The organism is Haladaptatus halobius, assembly GCF_020618475.1.
Lineage (GTDB): Archaea > Halobacteriota > Halobacteria > Halobacteriales > Haladaptataceae > Haladaptatus > Haladaptatus halobius.
Window position 1 is genome coordinate 135563 of the sequence record NZ_CP085340.1, and the last position, 15760, is coordinate 151322.

Annotated in this window: 15 protein-coding genes and 1 pseudogene; 12 read left to right on the forward strand and 4 right to left on the reverse strand. The window is 54.3% G+C overall.

The genetic code is table 11. The annotated features are described in order from the left end of the window. Positions 1 to 168 precede the first annotated feature (168 nt). The 5 genes and pseudogenes from LIW51_RS34030 to LIW51_RS39695 all read left to right on the forward strand — a co-directional run bounded on the left by LIW51_RS34030 (position 169) and on the right by LIW51_RS39695 (position 2534). Positions 169 to 432 (forward strand): SWIM zinc finger family protein, encoded by a 264-nt coding sequence (locus LIW51_RS34030; RefSeq protein WP_227380436.1) that lies wholly within the window; start codon positions 169 to 171, stop codon positions 430 to 432. A 260-nt stretch (positions 433 to 692) separates the two neighbouring features. Continuing rightward, a complete protein-coding gene (locus LIW51_RS34035) occupies positions 693 to 1244 on the forward strand; it encodes a DUF7342 family protein (protein WP_227380437.1) in 552 nt (183 codons plus the stop codon). 20 nt (positions 1245 to 1264) lie between these two features. Beyond that, positions 1265 to 1753, forward strand: a complete 489-nt coding sequence (locus LIW51_RS34040; RefSeq protein ID WP_227380438.1) for a hypothetical protein — start codon at positions 1265 to 1267, stop codon at positions 1751 to 1753. Between the two features lie 312 nt (positions 1754 to 2065). Next, positions 2066 to 2284 (forward strand): annotated as a pseudogene (locus tag LIW51_RS40595) (DUF8118 domain-containing protein); the annotation flags it as partial. Between the two features lie 7 nt (positions 2285 to 2291). Beyond that, the gene (locus LIW51_RS39695; protein ID WP_368411912.1) at positions 2292 to 2534 is read left to right on the forward strand and encodes a SprT-like domain-containing protein; all 243 of its coding nucleotides are present in this window, start codon (positions 2292 to 2294) and stop codon (positions 2532 to 2534) included. A 3-nt stretch (positions 2535 to 2537) separates the two neighbouring features. Here LIW51_RS39695 and LIW51_RS34050 read toward each other — a convergent pair whose 3' ends face one another. Then, positions 2538 to 4358: an outer membrane protein assembly factor BamB family protein gene (locus LIW51_RS34050; protein ID WP_227380440.1), complete on the reverse strand. Its 1821-nt coding sequence runs from the start codon at positions 4356 to 4358 to the stop codon at positions 2538 to 2540. A 316-nt stretch (positions 4359 to 4674) separates the two neighbouring features. Here LIW51_RS34050 and LIW51_RS34055 point away from each other — a divergent pair, with 316 nt between their 5' ends. The 4 genes from LIW51_RS34055 (at position 4675) to LIW51_RS34070 (ending at position 9948) form a co-directional block, all read left to right on the forward strand. After that, positions 4675 to 5856 carry a DUF7344 domain-containing protein gene (locus LIW51_RS34055; protein WP_438267498.1) on the forward strand — a complete coding sequence of 394 codons (1182 nt, stop codon included), beginning with the start codon at positions 4675 to 4677 and terminating at the stop codon, positions 5854 to 5856. 38 nt (positions 5857 to 5894) lie between these two features. Beyond that, positions 5895 to 6158, forward strand: coding sequence for a HalOD1 output domain-containing protein (locus LIW51_RS34060; RefSeq protein ID WP_255767731.1), 264 nt, complete (start codon positions 5895 to 5897; stop codon positions 6156 to 6158). A 1110-nt stretch (positions 6159 to 7268) separates the two neighbouring features. Further along, positions 7269 to 7514: a helix-turn-helix transcriptional regulator gene (locus tag LIW51_RS34065; protein WP_227380443.1), complete on the forward strand. Its 246-nt coding sequence runs from the start codon at positions 7269 to 7271 to the stop codon at positions 7512 to 7514. 655 nt (positions 7515 to 8169) lie between these two features. Continuing rightward, a complete protein-coding gene (locus tag LIW51_RS34070) occupies positions 8170 to 9948 on the forward strand; it encodes an asparagine synthase-related protein (RefSeq protein ID WP_227380444.1) in 1779 nt (592 codons plus the stop codon). A gap of 7 nt (positions 9949 to 9955) precedes the next feature. Here LIW51_RS34070 and LIW51_RS34075 read toward each other — a convergent pair whose 3' ends face one another. Then, on the reverse strand, positions 9956 to 10795 hold the full coding sequence (locus tag LIW51_RS34075; protein WP_227380445.1) for a carboxylate--amine ligase: 840 nt from the start codon (positions 10793 to 10795) through the stop codon (positions 9956 to 9958). Between the two features lie 632 nt (positions 10796 to 11427). On the opposite strand from LIW51_RS34075, the gene LIW51_RS34080 reads away from it, so the two are divergent. The 3 genes from LIW51_RS34080 (at position 11428) to LIW51_RS34090 (ending at position 14055) form a co-directional block, all read left to right on the forward strand. Beyond that, positions 11428 to 11721 (forward strand): hypothetical protein, encoded by a 294-nt coding sequence (locus tag LIW51_RS34080; RefSeq protein WP_227380446.1) that lies wholly within the window; start codon positions 11428 to 11430, stop codon positions 11719 to 11721. A 133-nt stretch (positions 11722 to 11854) separates the two neighbouring features. Then, positions 11855 to 12721 (forward strand): DUF7351 domain-containing protein, encoded by an 867-nt coding sequence (locus tag LIW51_RS34085; RefSeq protein WP_227380447.1) that lies wholly within the window; start codon positions 11855 to 11857, stop codon positions 12719 to 12721. An 89-nt stretch (positions 12722 to 12810) separates the two neighbouring features. Further along, positions 12811 to 14055, forward strand: coding sequence for an MFS transporter (locus LIW51_RS34090; protein WP_255767720.1), 1245 nt, complete (start codon positions 12811 to 12813; stop codon positions 14053 to 14055). A gap of 17 nt (positions 14056 to 14072) precedes the next feature. Here LIW51_RS34090 and LIW51_RS34095 read toward each other — a convergent pair whose 3' ends face one another. Continuing rightward, entirely contained in the window at positions 14073 to 14339 is a 267-nt protein-coding gene (locus LIW51_RS34095; RefSeq protein ID WP_227380448.1) for a hypothetical protein, read from the reverse strand. A gap of 73 nt (positions 14340 to 14412) precedes the next feature. Next, positions 14413 to 15741: a PQQ-dependent sugar dehydrogenase gene (locus LIW51_RS34100; protein WP_227380449.1), complete on the reverse strand. Its 1329-nt coding sequence runs from the start codon at positions 15739 to 15741 to the stop codon at positions 14413 to 14415. Between the last annotated feature and the right edge of the window lie 19 nt (positions 15742 to 15760).

Here is a 15760-nt window from a genome sequence, read left to right on the forward strand (position 1 = left end):
GCCGAATAGACATTCGGGTGGCGGGAGTATTTGCCGGGTATATGCTATTGTCCTACTTTACACATTGCTTATTTCACGTTAATAAATAACGGGAGACAAGAACCTATCAAAACCCGATTAGCGTGAGAGGGACATCAGCGAAAACAAGTCACCAATTAGAGCCACGAAATGCCCGCCGATCAACAGTACGTCATCGACGGAGACGACGTGATTGAAGAACTGATGACTTGCACCTGCCTGCATCACGTCCACCGCAACGCCTACTGCAACCACATGGCCGCTGTTGAGAGCGCGACTGATGACGGGACGCTCGACGCCTTCCCTTCGGAGGACGAAGATGATGCCGAACCCGAAGACTGTGACTGCGACGGTCTCAGTGGTTTCCCGTGTTGGCCATGTGTGCGAACGGGACGGAAGGAACTGCCGAACTAACCACCGCTTCAGCTATTTTTATCCATGGCACGGCAATTGCCGGGCTCGGATATCACCGATAAGCGAATGCTCTCGGTGGGTTTGATAGTCCGCTTGAACAGTGGCTCTCAATCATCCCTGATTCTCTCAAATATCACCGCTACCCTCTATAGCCACTCTAATTGCTACGCTTGTACAACGGCACTTTACTCTCTCGATTATTCAAGAACATACAAACATATATGAGACCACACGACAAACACTGTAGCGAGGTGAAGAGGATGGCTACCCCACCACAGGACGGTGTCACGTCATGGAATGAGACGATGAGTGCACGCGAACGCATTCGCTCGGTGGTTGAAACGCTTCGTGAGCCTCGTTCGACCAATTGGATAAGCGAGCAAGCCGATGCAGCTTGGAGTACGACAAACGAAGAGCTACAGGACCTCGTTGACCAAGATCGCTTGCGGCACATCAAGGTTGGTGAAACAACACTTTATCAGCCGGACTATGCTCGGCTGCTCTTCGACGAGATCCGCACCCTTATCGAAGAGAACGCTCGCGAGGAACTCCGTAGCGAACTAACAGCTATCACCGAGGAAATCGAGGCGTGGCAGGAAACGTATGCAGTTGAGACGTGGGAGGAACTCGAACAGTCACTCGCGGATGGTAACCTATCGAGTGCCGAGCTCCGCGAACGGCGCAATGTGATCGGATTCTGGCGTGAAAACGAGCAAGACCGCAAACTCATCAAGCACGCACTGGAGCTCTATTCAGATGTTGAAACGGCTCGCGAGCGGATGACTGACGCAGTTGATCGAGCGACAAGCTGATTTATTTCTCTGTCTTATCCATGATCTTCCTCGCTAATCGCGACCGGTATACCCAACGTACACTCCTCAGGGAAACTCATAACCGCCTTTCAAAACAAGCTGGCTGTGAAGATATCCGATATCGGCCATCTCGTCGTCGTCCGCGATACGTAACCGCAGAGATTGATACAGCGGTGTTCCTCGGTGAGTCCTATGAAGTCGAGAATGCGCGACTGGAACTTCGCTTTTGGTATCCAGCTGGCGTCGACTATGAGTACTATCGGATCAACTGGATAGAACCAACACGCAACCTCATGGTTGGGTTCCATCAGGATGCAGATCACCCTGATTTGGGCCCATGCCATATTCAACTCAATTTCGAAGAGACAGCGGTTGATCGACATGAGGCTGCGTTTCTCGATGCACATCCCCTCACTGTCCTTGATACCCGACTCCAGCAACTCCCAACTGCATTAGAATCGATCCACTGGCATGATGGTCAACCATCACTCTCTGACTGGCCAATGTGAGCTACTCGGTTCATTTCTCGTTGAGGATTGTGACGGGTAGTAACCATATCTCGGTATCCTCACGACAGATGGTGGCATTGGTGTACCGGTGATGCTTTGATAATGGTTGTGTGTTCCGTATCAGTGATCCAGAAAATACCACTACGTCGTTGATAGAGACGATGTGACCGACGAACTGATGGCCTGCACATGCCCGCACCACGTTCACCGACCCGCCTTTTGCATACACATGGCCGCCGTCAAAACCGCGACGGACGACGGGACGCTTGAGGCCTTCCACCGGAGGACGACAACGAGTGTGTCAGTGGCCCGTATACCGGCTACGACAAATACGGCACCGTCGATCACAACTACTGGCAGTGTGAGGACCGTGGCGCGGAAGCCACCCAGAAGGGCGCTCTCACCGCTGCTGCTAACCCACTCACTCTTTTCATTTATCTCACGTTAAACAGCGCTGGCCGATGGTGCCCAGCGAACGCTCAGCGAGTGCGCAGATACGACCGAACGCCCGGACGACACATCGACGACTGAGCGGGTCCTGCTCGACCGGGCGCAAGCTCATGCGGCGGACGTCGCCGCCGAACACTTCCCAGAGTTACCGATTGAGGCGATTAAGTGGACGGTCTCACACCGTGCGCAACGAATGGCGGGAAAGACGACCTACCATCCCAAGACAAACGAGATTACGATCTCGCTCACGTGGAACGCATTCGAGCAACACAACTGGGAACAGTTCAGTTCGACGGTGCGCCACGAATTGCCCCACGCACGGCAATATTGAGATTCACTCGTCGTCGTTTCCTTTCCGGGCCAGAAGATACGATCCAACACCCGCAAGCCCTCCAAGCGCTGGCAGAAATTCAAATCCTGGTTGTTCTGACGTTGTTGTTGTTGTCGATTGCGATGCTGTCTTCTCTGGGTTTGACGCTGCAGTTGAGCGAGTAGTTGACGTCTGTGCTGTTGTCGATGAGTGAGTGGTGATTGATTGCGTTGCTGTTGTTGTGCTTGGGTGTGTTGTGTGGGTGGTGGTCGTCGGTTGTTGGCTGGTGGTTTGTGTGACCGTCTGCGTTTTCTGCTCATCGCTTGTTTCGGTGCTGTCATCGCCTGACTTACCGTCACTCTCCGACTCCGTGGTATCATCTGAACCTGCTTTGCCGTCGGGGACTATCGTCTGCGCCGAGTCGTCTGCTACTCTGTGTTCGGGTGCTGGTCGATGATCGCTCTCAGCCAGTGCGTAGACCCTATAGTCGTAGTGCTGAGGTTCGACGTGAGGCGTATTAGTCCAGAGATAAAGGTGCCCGTTCGCAGGCACCATTCCATCGATTGCGTCCCACTGAGACATGTCCGGATATCCAGTAGACTCAGTAGCGTAGCTCCAGCGCTCGGAGCCATCTGACCGGTTTAGTGCATAGACAACGGCCTTCGCCTGCTCCGACGTCTCGCTTGGATGCGCGGCACCGATGTATACTGAGTCGGTGTCTACGACTGGCGAACTGTTGATGTGAGCATCGGTCTCAAACCGCCACTGCATCGCGCCAGTCGCCGCCTCAAGAGCATGAGCCGTTCCGCGTTTTTGGCCATTGCTCTCGTCAGCGTCGTCGGTACCGACATATATCGTCCCATTTCCTATACTGGGCGCAGTGATGATCGTGGGAGTCTCTTTCTGGTCATCGGTACTGAGGTGTTTTGCCCAGCTTTGAGCCCCGTCGGTGGAGAAGCGATATACCCTATCTGATTCGGCGGTCAGGTAGACGCCACCGTCCGAGACCGCCATACCAACTGGTTTGGCGTCGATGGTAACCTTCCACAGCTGATCACCGTTATTTGCGTCGAGTGCAAGGAGACTGGTGGCATACGAATACGTGGCCACAGAATCTTCAGTATCCGTTTTCGTCGATTGCTCGGTTGCTAGGTACATCGTCTCATTGACGACGGTGAACTCGGCGACACGGTAGTTCGTCTCGTCTGTCGAATGGTCCGTCGAGATGAGGTCGTACGTTGTGATTGTTGTCCCGGTGTCGGCATCGATGACGTGTACGACGTCGGCACCAGTACTAGAGTCATAGCTTGTCGCGTACACGCGGTCACCAACGACACGGACTAGACCCCACGTCTTTGTCGCGTCGTTCCGCCATTGTATCTCGCCGGTGTCAGCGTCAAGTGCAAAGACACCGGGTTTGCCAGAGTCTTCGTGTGGGTGATCGTGCCAGGTCACACCATCAGCCGTGACATACACTGTTTCATTCACTACGGCGAGCGCCTCATCGATCGAACCGATGCCAGAGTGGGTCCATTTAGTGGCGCCGGTTTTGCGGTTGTATGCAACGATCTTTCCGTTAGTTCGACGCTCTGTGGTGATCGTCGTCGCACCGAGATACAATGTATCGCCGGCGATGACGGCCTTCGTCGGATCGCCGCCAGGGCTGTCAGTCCACGCCACATCACCGTATGGGCCATCCGATTCGCTGTCAGATGGTCCGCCCATCTTCTCGCTTCTGTCGGGAATTGTGTCAGCGTTAGACTTGCCCAACACCTGCGTCGTACCAAGTCCTAGCGTGGTTAGCGTCCCAATGCTTGCTAGTATATCTCGCCGAGTCTGAACCATTGTACAATTATCCGACAAAAGAGTGACGGCAAATACTTTCTGGTCTGAATTTTTAGTTTTTGTATGATAGAGTACCGCTGCGGCGATTGCGGCGGGTCGCTGCGGATCGAGGAGACTGCCGGACAATGAGGACTGAGTATCGGTGTCCCCGTTGTCAGCGGGTTGTTGGGCCTGTAACGGTGGCTGGCCCGTTGCGGGTCTCTCTGAGTCCGTGCGGGCATCGGGTCGCCACTCCCGACGAATTTGTACAGTATCGAAACACAAGCTGATTATTCAGCCCGAACGTTTATTCATACTCTTCGCAACCTACTTTAGAATGAGTCAGAAGAACGGCAGACTTGAAAAGGGAGGCGGCTCCCTGAATGCCCTCTTTTCATGCTTAGCAAGTAGCGAGCGACGCCACCTTCTAGGACACATTCACGACCACGCTCCTGCGTCTATAACGCGAGATGAACTCGCTACCAGCCTGGCAGCCAACAAAAACCATTCACTGGAGCAAGTGACCAACGAAGAACGCCAGCAGACACTGACCGCCATCCATCACGTCCATTTGCCGAAGTTGGACACCGCGGGATTGATTCGGCAAAATACCACTGTCGAACTCACCAACCATCCAGCCTATCAGGATGTCGGTATCCTCGCAGCCATCACGGATAACGTATCTGCGGAGAGCGCATCTCTCGATGCACTCTTTCGGGTGCTCGCAGATGCCCGTCGTCGAACCATTCTCGACGTACTCAGCCATCAATATCATCCGATCAAACTCCAGACGCTGGCACACGACATCGCTTCGACTCAACGAGACGGGCCACCAGAGGACGTCGAGCAGGTTCTGCAGTCCCTCCAGCACGTTCATCTCCCACATCTGCAGGAGGCAGGGCTCATCGAGTATAATACGGACGAAGAAACGGTCGTCTATGAGGGTCACCCACTCCTTCGTGTTCCATGGATGCACTCCGAGCTCGGTTCAAACTTCAGAGCGACCCTGACGGACACGCCAAAGGATGCAGACATCTGGACAATCGATGGTCGAGAGAAGACGGTCTCGTGTGGTCAATCACTCTGTGAGGAGGCCGACGAAGAACTCTTTCTGATGTTCACGGCGACTGGTCTCCTTGAGGCCGGGTGTTTTTCCCGTATCAAGCAAGCTGCCGACCGCGGTGTAGACGTCTACCTTGGGACTGCTGATCCGACTGTCCAAGGATTCGTTCGGGAACATGCTCCAGAGGTTACCTTGTGGGAACCACAGACGAACTGGCTTAACCTTCCGGTCGATGGGGAGAACGTTGGCCGTCTCGTATTCGCTGACCGTGAAGCCGTTATGATCGGAACACTTAGGGAGAAGTCCGATGCAGGCGTCCACAAAGAACAAGCAATCTTCGCTGAAGGGGCTGATAACACACTCGTTGTCTTGCTGCAGCAAATGATACGCTCCCAATTCGCTAAACTTGATGATCAGACTAAAGATCACGATTCTGAATCGCAATCGCTGTTTTAATCATCAATGAAAGACCACTCATATCCCCCGACGTCAACATAAAACCGGTCTTCAAACAACATTACAGTCAGCCGCCAAGTATGGCCGTGGTGTCGGCGATGGCCGACGCACTGCATCAGCCTGCCACAAAGATAGAATCACTCTCTAACTGGACTGATCCAGTTGCGTTGGATTCACTCTTTGAAAACACCCCCGAAGCCATCTCTGGCCCGACCGTTACCTTCGAATACATTGGCTGTCGGGTGACGGTGTCCCCAGATAGTCTGCAGATCGAGCCACCGACCGGCGATGACCATGAATGACGTATCGGTACGCCAATACAGTCACGCTACTCCCCAATCGGTAGGTCTCTAAGATTACTCGGCGTCCACCTAGGCTCACTCTATCTCGATAGAATGAAACCTGAAGGGGTGCCCACCCAGCTGAAACACACCAGGTTTCCTCTGCTTTTCCACCGGACAGACAGTCAGCCCCAGCTCCTGACAGTCCCACTGATAACACACCAGAGTTCCGCTGTAAACAGTGCTCGCTCGACAGTCCCACCGTCACTAGATATGACTTACTCCTGCTAGTACTCAGAGGACAGTCCACCGGGCTCTAGCCTGCTTATCTCTACTGTACTGCTCAGTCTTGGACAGTCCAATATGCTGCCCTGTACCGGCTCAGGCGCGGTCCCCTGACGTCCTGTGGACAGTCTGGCAGTGCTGCTCACTGCCATTTCCTTGTGCGTTCTGTGGAAGACAGTCTCTCCTGTTGGCACCCCACCTCTGCTGTCACACGGGCATTCCGTGAGTGCGTGCTACTAGCGCCCCAGTTAGTGCGCTCAGAGTAGTTGACTGTGTGTCGTTCGTCGGCACCCCACCCCAGTGCGGATACTGGCACCCCCCATCGTCGCTCATCGGATTTCTTCGTCCTGCCCCGGTAAATGGACTGTCAAAACTCGTCGCTCTTGTTGACTGTCCTGTGCTATCTCACAGCCTTGGTGTATCGTACCTCGTCACTCGGTGTTCGGGGTGGACTGCTCCTCGAGGTTAGTTCGACGAATGAGGACGACATGAGAAGAATTTGGGACGGGGATAGCACCCGATAAACAGACCTGGCGGTTTATGAAATTCTATGTCAAAGAACACAATGAACTTCCATCGTATGTTCGACACACGATGAAAACCGCCCAGCGATTCCAAGACCCCCCGGCTTACCACTCACAGTAGAAATTAGACGAACACAATACCCATGAAGACGATTGAACGGCCGTGTTTGGTGTGTGGCACTGTCCTCGAAATCACGATCAAAGACGATGGCCAGTACAGCGGTGGCTATTATTTCGGTGAGTTCGAGAACCCTGTCGGGGATGGCGACCACCAGAAAGCGGATAAAATCGATCTCAACGGTCGGAATACCGATGTCGTCGAATGGACTGGGGAGACAGAAACGGTTGTAACGTGCTTTCCGAGCTCCCACCAAGTGCGAAACTGGTTGTGAAAGTCCTCGAATACAACGACGATGCGCTCACGCAGGCTGAACTTGCCAATGAAACCTTGCTCCCCCCACGCACGGTTCGCTACGCACTCACTCGACTCGAAGAACACGATCTCGTCGGTTCACGCTTCTCATTTGCCGATGCACGAAAACGCTGCTATTCTCTTGCCTTCGACTAATTACGTACAACAGACGTGAAAGACGACAGCTCTACACAGTCAATTCAAAACAAAGCTGAAAACAGAGAAGTGAAAAGCCGACACTCGCTACCTAAGGTACCTATTGTACCTATTTCTCCGGAATCCACCAGATAACAACTCGCGGACTCAACTTCCCGCGCTCAACCTCTCCTTTCTCGTGCAACTCTTCAAGCCGTTGATGCGCAGACGGTCGCTCAATCCCACGTGTATCCGCCGCCCACCGAGCGGTCACCGCCGGAAACTTCGACTCCCGATTTACCCGGGAAATTTCTGCGGATGGATGATGGTCTTAGGCGATGTATGAGTATCGCGAGCATCTAATTTCTAGCGATTAATTCTGATCGCATTACTCAATCATTCAGTACCGCGTCTAAAAAATGCCCAAATGTTATTAGTAACAATAAGTTTATGTAAAGTGTCTCCGATAGCATTCTGACTTCATGCTATTACCAGTAGACGGCTCTTATACACGACTATGTGGGAAAGATAAAATTGAGGGAGGGTCGTTTGTATGGTTGGGTTGATTGGTATTTTTAATGACCATTTCGGTTCTACTTCAAAAATCGAGAACCCATTACACGGATCGGAGGAACCTACCACCTCTACCTACAGAACCACGTCCGCTACTGTCCATATGTCGTTTCACTCACAGGAAAATAATAGTCAACCAGTATGGTGCCGCGATGGCGAAGTTCAAATGTGGCTCCTGGGTGAAGTATACGGTTTCCAGGACGAATCCGGGTATACTCCCCGTCCCTCCTCAATGGCAAGCGTTGAGTTTTGCGCGTCGCTCTACGAACGGCTCGGCTGGGAATTCCTTACTGGTCTCAACGGTAATTTCGTTGGTATCGTCTACGATCACGTTAGTGAGACCGCCTCAATTTTCCTCGACCGATTCGGCACCCATCCGGTTTTTTACGCCCGATTCGATGGAATACTTGTGTTTTCGACACAGATCCAACTACTCCCTTCCTTCTCACAGATCAGCCGTCGATTTGACCACGAGTATCTCTTCGAATATTTCACGCTTCGCAGGGTTTTCGGGACCAAAACACCACTCCGTGATATCGAAAAGTTCCCTCCGGCATCTGTCACGACCTACGATCTCTCCACTCACGAAATAACGTCGGAGGTCTACTGGACCCCCCACTATCAACCGGACGACAAACCGTTCGAGCACTTCGTCGAAACGTTCATTGACGTCTTCCAGGACGTTATCAACGAGCGTTTGGACTCGGATCGTGAGCCCGGTCTCATGTTGAGTGGCGGAAGCGACTCACGGTTGATTTTGGCTGCCACAAACCGTCAACTTACCGCCTTTCATCTCGCTGGGTGGCACAATCGAGAAGCACGGATCGCCGAACGGGTCGCCGAAATCGGTAACACAGACCTTCGAATCCTCCACCGAACGGATACCACGTATCTCGAAACGTTACCGAAGAACGCGTCGCTTTCCAATTTCGATGGCTACTACTTCCAAGGCTATCTCACCCCTTTCGCGGACGAAATCACCGAGTCGGTTGATTCGCTATTCACCGGCCTCTACGCCGATACGCTGTTCAAGAGTTACCCTATTCCAGACCGTTCACAATCGCTCGGATCGTTGGGAACGCTCACGTTACCGATCGGCGTTGAGATGAACTCACTGGCGGATATCCTCGAGTACTGGATTTCTTCGGCCGGGACAGCACTCGCTTCGCCGCCGGAATACCTCACCACGTCTCACGACCTCCATGAAATCCTGTCCGCGAACGTCGTTCGGGACGATGGGAAAATCGACCACCACGGCATACGCTACGATTCGTTGGACGACTTGCTCGTCTGTAGCACCTACTATCCTCTCTCGAACGATTCCGAGTTGATCAATCTACGAAGCCTCCGCCAGCTGTGTCCGTCTCACGTCCCCTTCTTGGATAACCGGCTCGTAGATTTACACCTTCGAATACCCAAGAAATACCGCCTCCGACGCGATCTCATCAATCGGGCCGTCCAGCGGCTTGCTCCCGAACTCGCGGCTATCCCACATCCATCATCGGATGTCCCGATCGCGCGGTCTTATCCAGTGCAGTATCTCGGGCGACAAGTGGCCAGCTTCCGACGCAAACACTTACCGAGACACCAACCACCGAAATATCACCTCAATCAAGATTCGTGGCGGGATCACGCGAGGTTTGCTCGCCACGAAGACTTCGTAATCGATGCCATTCGCAAGCATGAGCCCACGATTCGGGAACTTCCGTTCTTGGATTGGGAGGGGGTAAAAACTGTCTATCGAAAGCATCGGAACGGTGAAAATAGGACTGCGGAACTGTACACGCTTCTCACCCTGTTGGAGATGCCGATCATAAAGCAGGCGACGATGATGAGTCAAATGCACTCCTTTTCGCCCAGTACAGCGGAAGAAAGTGCGTAGCCCGGCACTACGTCATTCGTCGTCGGATCCCATGGGAAACTTCGGATCGTGCCAGACGGACTGTTGGGAGTGGATCGTCTACGTGGCAGTAATCGAAGTTCGGCATCTCATAACACGAAAGCAGAACCTCCTTTATCGCTGCAGAAAGCGGTGGACGACCGACGATTGATGAATCGTCGCGAACGATGCTCGTGAGATATTCCAGCTCGCCGATCAGGTAATGCGTTCCGACACCGACCTCGTATCCCGGTTCGATCGAGTCGGAGTTGCCGATCGCCTGAAGCCAGTACCAGTACGGGAAATCCGCACCCGAAGCCGTCGCACATGCAAGCGATTGCCACATCCGTGGGTTGATTTCGACGAGTTTGAATTCATCAGTCGCCGCATCTTCGATGTATTCGATACACGCGAGTCCATGCCATTCGAGTTCATCGAGGACCGCCCGACCCACTGCTTCTAGGCTCGGAATCTCGACGGATTCACGGTATACACCCCCACCACCGGTATACGAATCCCCGCGAATCTGTCGATGCTGAAACGTCGCGAGCGGTTCACCGTGGTCGTAGAGCGCGCCGAATACGTACTCGTCCGTCCCATCGATGTACTCCTGGACGATCGGGACGTGGTCCATTGCTTCGCACGTTGTCGCGATATCAAGTGACTCGTTCGATGGAACGTGTTGTACCGACTTGACGATCGACGACTCGGATGGCTCATACGAGTCGATGTACTCGTCGACGAGCAGGTTGTATCGCGATTTGACGACCCTATCGACATCCCACTCGGTGGCTTCGTCCAGTAGACGTGTCTCCGGCACCGGTACCTCTGTGCGTTCTGCAATATCCATCAGCTGCTTTCGATCATGGACTCTCTTCAATGTCTCAAGTGGAGGGACGACGAGGCTAACGTACTGATCGAATTCGTCGTGATACTTCGAGAGAACGTACGTATCCTGTGGACGATGTGGAATAATCGTGTATACGTCCGAACGGGCAGCGATTCCCAGAAGTGCGTCCTTGTACGCCAGTATTTCGTATGAGGGCGGAACTCGTACGACTTCGTCGCAGAATCGGGATGCGGCAACTGGAAGGTGTTCATCTGCGACTGCGACGATCGTTCGTATGTTTGCCCGGGTAAGTGATCGAACGGATGCATACCCATGTGGATACCGTGAAGCGGGTATCACAACCCCATTTGGTTCGTCTCTACCCACCGCTTCGTTAGCCGTTCGCATGCTATTCATCCGGTATAGGAGAAGATGGGCTCTCCAATCTGTCTTTTGTCCCCTGGGACGAATTCTTGAGGGCATCGATGGACGATCAACATCCGCCGCAGATTGTGTTGAACGGGTGTTCGGAGATAGCGAGCACATGAGGCTTCAGACAACCCATCACAGAGGTCGGCACAGAATTATGTAGATCGTTTCGGAGCGGTTCTCAGCTAAACCCGCCAACCCATTCTTGTCTCCCTCTTCCATTTATGTCACGCCAAACAACGCTGTCCGATGTGGCCACCCAGCGAACGCTCACCGAGTGCGCGGATACAACGAGCGACACCGACGACACCCCGACGACTGAGCGGGACCTGCTCGACCGCGGGCAAGCACATGCGGCGGACGTCGCGGCTGAGCATTTCCCCGACCTGCCGGTTGATACGATTGAGTGGGACGTGTCGCACCGTGCGAAACGGCAAGCAGGCGTCACGAAAGACGAACCTGCGACGGACGCGATTACGATCGCGCTCAGCTGGGACGCATTCGAGTACCACGGCTGAGCGCAATTCAGTTCGACGGTCACACGTTCTAACTTCAGAGGTCGGATTGACCGAGGATGACACACTGGTTAAATAAGAATGACTCACAGGAGTCGGAGGACAACGTTTTCTCCTCGGAACGCGATTCCTTCGTATGACTGAACCAACCGAACAAGACGAATTTGATGATATTTCGCCGGGAGAAGCGTTTGCACTACTCGGCAACGAGATCCGGATCGACATCGTTCGGGCGCTGGGTGAGATGTCCGACGAATCACTGTCGTTCTCCACACTCCGAGACCGCGTCAACGTCGCCGACAGCGGCCAGTTCAACTATCACCTCAAGGAGCTCGTCGGAAGTTTCGTCCGACGAACTGATGAGGGCACATACGAACTCACCTATGCTGGGAATCAGGTTATCGGGGCTATTTTCTCGGGAACGTTCAATCAGCGAGGTGCCCCTCGTACCTTCGACCTCGCTTCATCCTGCACCATTTGCAGATCGACGCTGTTGGCCGAATACGAGCAGGAACAAGTCACCATCAGCTGTCCGGCGTGCGACGACCAGATTTCGACGTTCGGCTTCCCGCCAGGCGCGTTCGAGAACCGCACCCCCGAGGAACTCGCCAACGCATTCGATACGTGGCTTCGGTCGTACCTTTCAGCGATAGTCGGAGGATTCTGTCTCACCTGTTCTGGCCGAATGCATGGATCAATAACCGACGTCTCAGAGTACCTTGAGAAACAGAAGGTGGGTACCGAGCACATCTGTGAACGATGTACGAATCGCTCCGTGAATTCGGTTGGTGGCTATCTTCTTTATCATCCTATCGTTGTTGCATTTCACCACGACCACAACATCGATCTGACCGAGACGCCAATCTGGGAGCTGCCGTGGCTACGCAATGAGGAAACGACGGTGCTCTCACGCGATCCGTGGCGCGTCCGGTCGGTCGTGGAACTCGATGATAACCGTCTTGAACTCGCTGTCGAAGAGGATTTATCTGTCGCTATTATTTAGAATTTTAGACAGAAACAGACTTCGGTTCATTGGTTTACCGAAATGATGTTCTGCAAGTATTTATTCCAGGGTCTGCCGTCCAGGTCAGTGTGAGATCGCTTTTCCGAAACACGATGTTCAGGCGACTCTTCGCAGGTCGATTGGTTACGAACGCGGGTGACAGTCTCTATTACATTGCTGCAATGTGGCTCGTCTATGACCTGGGTGGCTCGGCGTTCTATACAGGTCTTGCGGGAGCATTGATCCTTCTCCCTCAGGCGCTTCAATTCCTCACAGGACCACTCGTTGATCGGTGGAGTCTCCGGCGAACACTGGTGGGAACGCAAGTTATTCAAGGAGTTTTACTCTTGATTGTCCCGTTGGCAGCCGCTACTGGCTGGCTCACCGTTACTGTGATACTGATCGTTATTCCAGTTGCTGCAATGATCAATCAATTCGTGTATCCAGCACAGAGTGCCGCGCTACCTCGAATCGTTGAAAAGAACGAATTAGTTGACGCGAATTCGGCATTTTCTGTTGCATACAGCGGTGTTGATTTCGTCTTCACGGCCTTCGGGGGTATTCTCATTGCGCTTGTTGGTGCGGTTTCGCTCTATCTCATTGACTCAGTAACGTTCGCTGTTGCCGCTCTCGTGTTCGCCGGTCTTCACGTCCCCAATGCCGAACAACCCGACACAGAGCCAGCTACGTCAGCGGTTAGTGACTACTTCGACAAGCTCAGTGAAGGTATACAGTATATCAGGGCAACAGTTATTGTGCCAGTACTTGGGACGTTCGTCCTAGCCAATATCGCCGTCTATGCGACGATAGCTGTGCTCCCTGTATTTGCGGATGCGCGTGGTGGTTCAGGGACGTACGGAATGCTCTTAGCTGGAATCTCCGTCGGGATATTTATTGGCGCACTTGCGGCTCCACGTCTGAAATCGGTGCCGATGCACCTTCTTGGGGCGATTGGCTACGGCCTTGGGGGGGTTGCATGGCTTGCAGCGATCCAGGTCCAGTGGTTGCCGTTGACGACGGCCCTGATCTGCCTCGCAGCCATACCACTTGGGGTAATGGATACAATCGTCATGGCGATGATTCAATCGCTTGTTCCGGAACGGCTCGTTGGGCGCGTGACTGCCGTGACGATCAGCACGAGCGGGGTAGCGAAGCCGGTTGGTTCCATGCTCGGAGGGATAGCCGCTGAATCGGTAGGAATCAACTTTGTGATGGCTGCTCTAACTATAGGGTTGTTCTCGATGACAGTCTTCTGGATTGCTCATCCGTTACTCCGTCATGTACCGGCAGTCGACGAGATTGACCCCGCGAAGTACGGTTTGAGGTCGATATAAACAGCCGAAATGGTATACTACCTGCCAACTTCGGTGATCGAATATAACGACGAGACTGAGGCGTCATGCATCCCCGTCGACGCTGGTCGCGCGTGTTCAGCCGCTACGGTGGGTTGATTCTCCGATGTGTCGAACAATACCTCGGTTACGATCCGTCGGGGGAGGACCTGCCAATGAATCTCGGTTCGCTCGTTTTTCGCGGCCACTTCCTGTCCGAGCTCATCGATCCGATTGCCTTTCTCGGTTACTTCATGTTCGAGTTCGTCGATACGATCGGCAAGCATCTGAACGTGTTCAACGGCTTGCTCACCGAGATGTGGGGTTCATCGAGCAGTCCTCCCCTCCGACGGGAACACCTCATCCGGCGGGGACGATCCGATGGAGCCCGCCGTCGCCGTCGGCTCCGATACCGAGGACGTATAGCTCCCCGCCGTCGTCACGACCGAACGAGAAAATTTGCTCTATCTTACGTCCGCCGTCGCCGGCCACACTGAGGACCCGCGTTGGCCACTGGCCGTTCCTGTCAGGCCGCGTCGCGGCGAACAGTCGCCCAGCAGCCTGCAGATCGCCGAAAACGTACGTCCCTTCCATCGCCGGGAGTGCCGACCCGCGGTAGACGTACCCGCCGATGACCGAGATTCCGCTGACGGAACCACCCGAGTGGGGATATTCGATGATGGGTAGGGCGAGTGGTTCGCCGTCTCGGACGCTCCCGGGCGTCGCGTCAGGGCAGCCGTCCGCCTCGTAGCAGTGGGTTCCCTCCTTGATGTTCCACCCGTAGTTGCCGCCCTTCTGAACCAGATTCACCTCCTCGAAGCTACTCTCGCCGACGTCACTAACAAAGAGATCTCCACGGTCGAATGACATTCGCCACGGGTTCCGGAACCCCCACGCGTAGTGTTCGTCGAGACCGTCAGTACCGATCAGTGGGTTATCGTTGGGGATGGCGTAGCCCTTACCCTTCGCCCGGTCGTCAATGTCAATGCGGAGAACGCTCCCGAGGAGGTTTTTCGTCACATCCTGTCCATTGCCTCCGTCGACGGTGTCGTACCAGTCGGAGACGTGACCAGTTCCCTGGTCACCTCCTCCGCCACCGTCGCCGACCGCCACGTAGAGATACCCGTCCGCTCCGAACTTGATGTCTCCGGCGTTGTGGTTGCTCTGCGGCTCCGGAATCTCCAAGACGACGCGTTCGGAGTCGCGCTTTGCCCGTTTGCCATCTTCGGTCGTCACGAACTCCGAGAGGACGAACGTGTGGCTGTAGGTCGGTGGCGTTCCCGATCGCGCCTGGGAGGAGTAACGGACGAACAGTCGGCGGTTCTCGGCGAAGTTCGGGTGGAGTGCGATTCCCAGCAATCCCATTTCGCCCCCGGCTTCGACGGTGTCCCGCAGGTCGAGGAATGGTTCGTCGCGGAGGCCGTTCGGCCCGTGGAGATGAACGACACCGGTCTGCTCGGCGATGTAGCGACGGTCGGCGCCAGGTGCGAATGCGACGTCCAACGGTGCCTGCATCCCGCTGGCCAGCGTCCTCAGACCGACCGAATTTGGTGGAGTACCCGTCGTCGTCTCCGTTTCGGACGTACTGGTCGTGTTCGGTTGGGTGTTGCGTCCGGTCGGTTGTCCGCAGCCAGCTAGTCCCGCCGCTGAGCCGACGAGCGCCGCTTCGAGAAAACGTCGGCGCTTCATGAATACCAATTCGAGTTCC

What these genes read in the sequence shown, in the direction of transcription:
- LIW51_RS34030 (WP_227380436.1), top strand. Translation starts at nt 169, where the DNA reads ATGCCCGCCGATCAACAGTACGTCATCGACGGAGACGACGTGATTGAA.
- LIW51_RS34035 (WP_227380437.1), top strand. Translation starts at nt 693, where the DNA reads ATGGCTACCCCACCACAGGACGGTGTCACGTCATGGAATGAGACGATG.
- LIW51_RS34040 (WP_227380438.1), top strand. Translation starts at nt 1,265, where the DNA reads ATGATCTTCCTCGCTAATCGCGACCGGTATACCCAACGTACACTCCTC.
- LIW51_RS34050 (WP_227380440.1), bottom strand. Translation starts at nt 4,358, where the DNA reads ATGGTTCAGACTCGGCGAGATATACTAGCAAGCATTGGGACGCTAACC.
- LIW51_RS34055 (WP_438267498.1), top strand. Translation starts at nt 4,675, where the DNA reads ATGAGTCAGAAGAACGGCAGACTTGAAAAGGGAGGCGGCTCCCTGAAT.
- LIW51_RS34065 (WP_227380443.1), top strand. Translation starts at nt 7,269, where the DNA reads ATGGACTGGGGAGACAGAAACGGTTGTAACGTGCTTTCCGAGCTCCCA.
- LIW51_RS34070 (WP_227380444.1), top strand. Translation starts at nt 8,170, where the DNA reads ATGTCGTTTCACTCACAGGAAAATAATAGTCAACCAGTATGGTGCCGC.
- LIW51_RS34075 (WP_227380445.1), bottom strand. Translation starts at nt 10,795, where the DNA reads ATGGATATTGCAGAACGCACAGAGGTACCGGTGCCGGAGACACGTCTA.
- LIW51_RS34080 (WP_227380446.1), top strand. Translation starts at nt 11,428, where the DNA reads ATGTCACGCCAAACAACGCTGTCCGATGTGGCCACCCAGCGAACGCTC.
- LIW51_RS34085 (WP_227380447.1), top strand. Translation starts at nt 11,855, where the DNA reads ATGACTGAACCAACCGAACAAGACGAATTTGATGATATTTCGCCGGGA.
- LIW51_RS34095 (WP_227380448.1), bottom strand. Translation starts at nt 14,339, where the DNA reads ATGCTTGCCGATCGTATCGACGAACTCGAACATGAAGTAACCGAGAAA.
- LIW51_RS34100 (WP_227380449.1), bottom strand. Translation starts at nt 15,741, where the DNA reads ATGAAGCGCCGACGTTTTCTCGAAGCGGCGCTCGTCGGCTCAGCGGCG.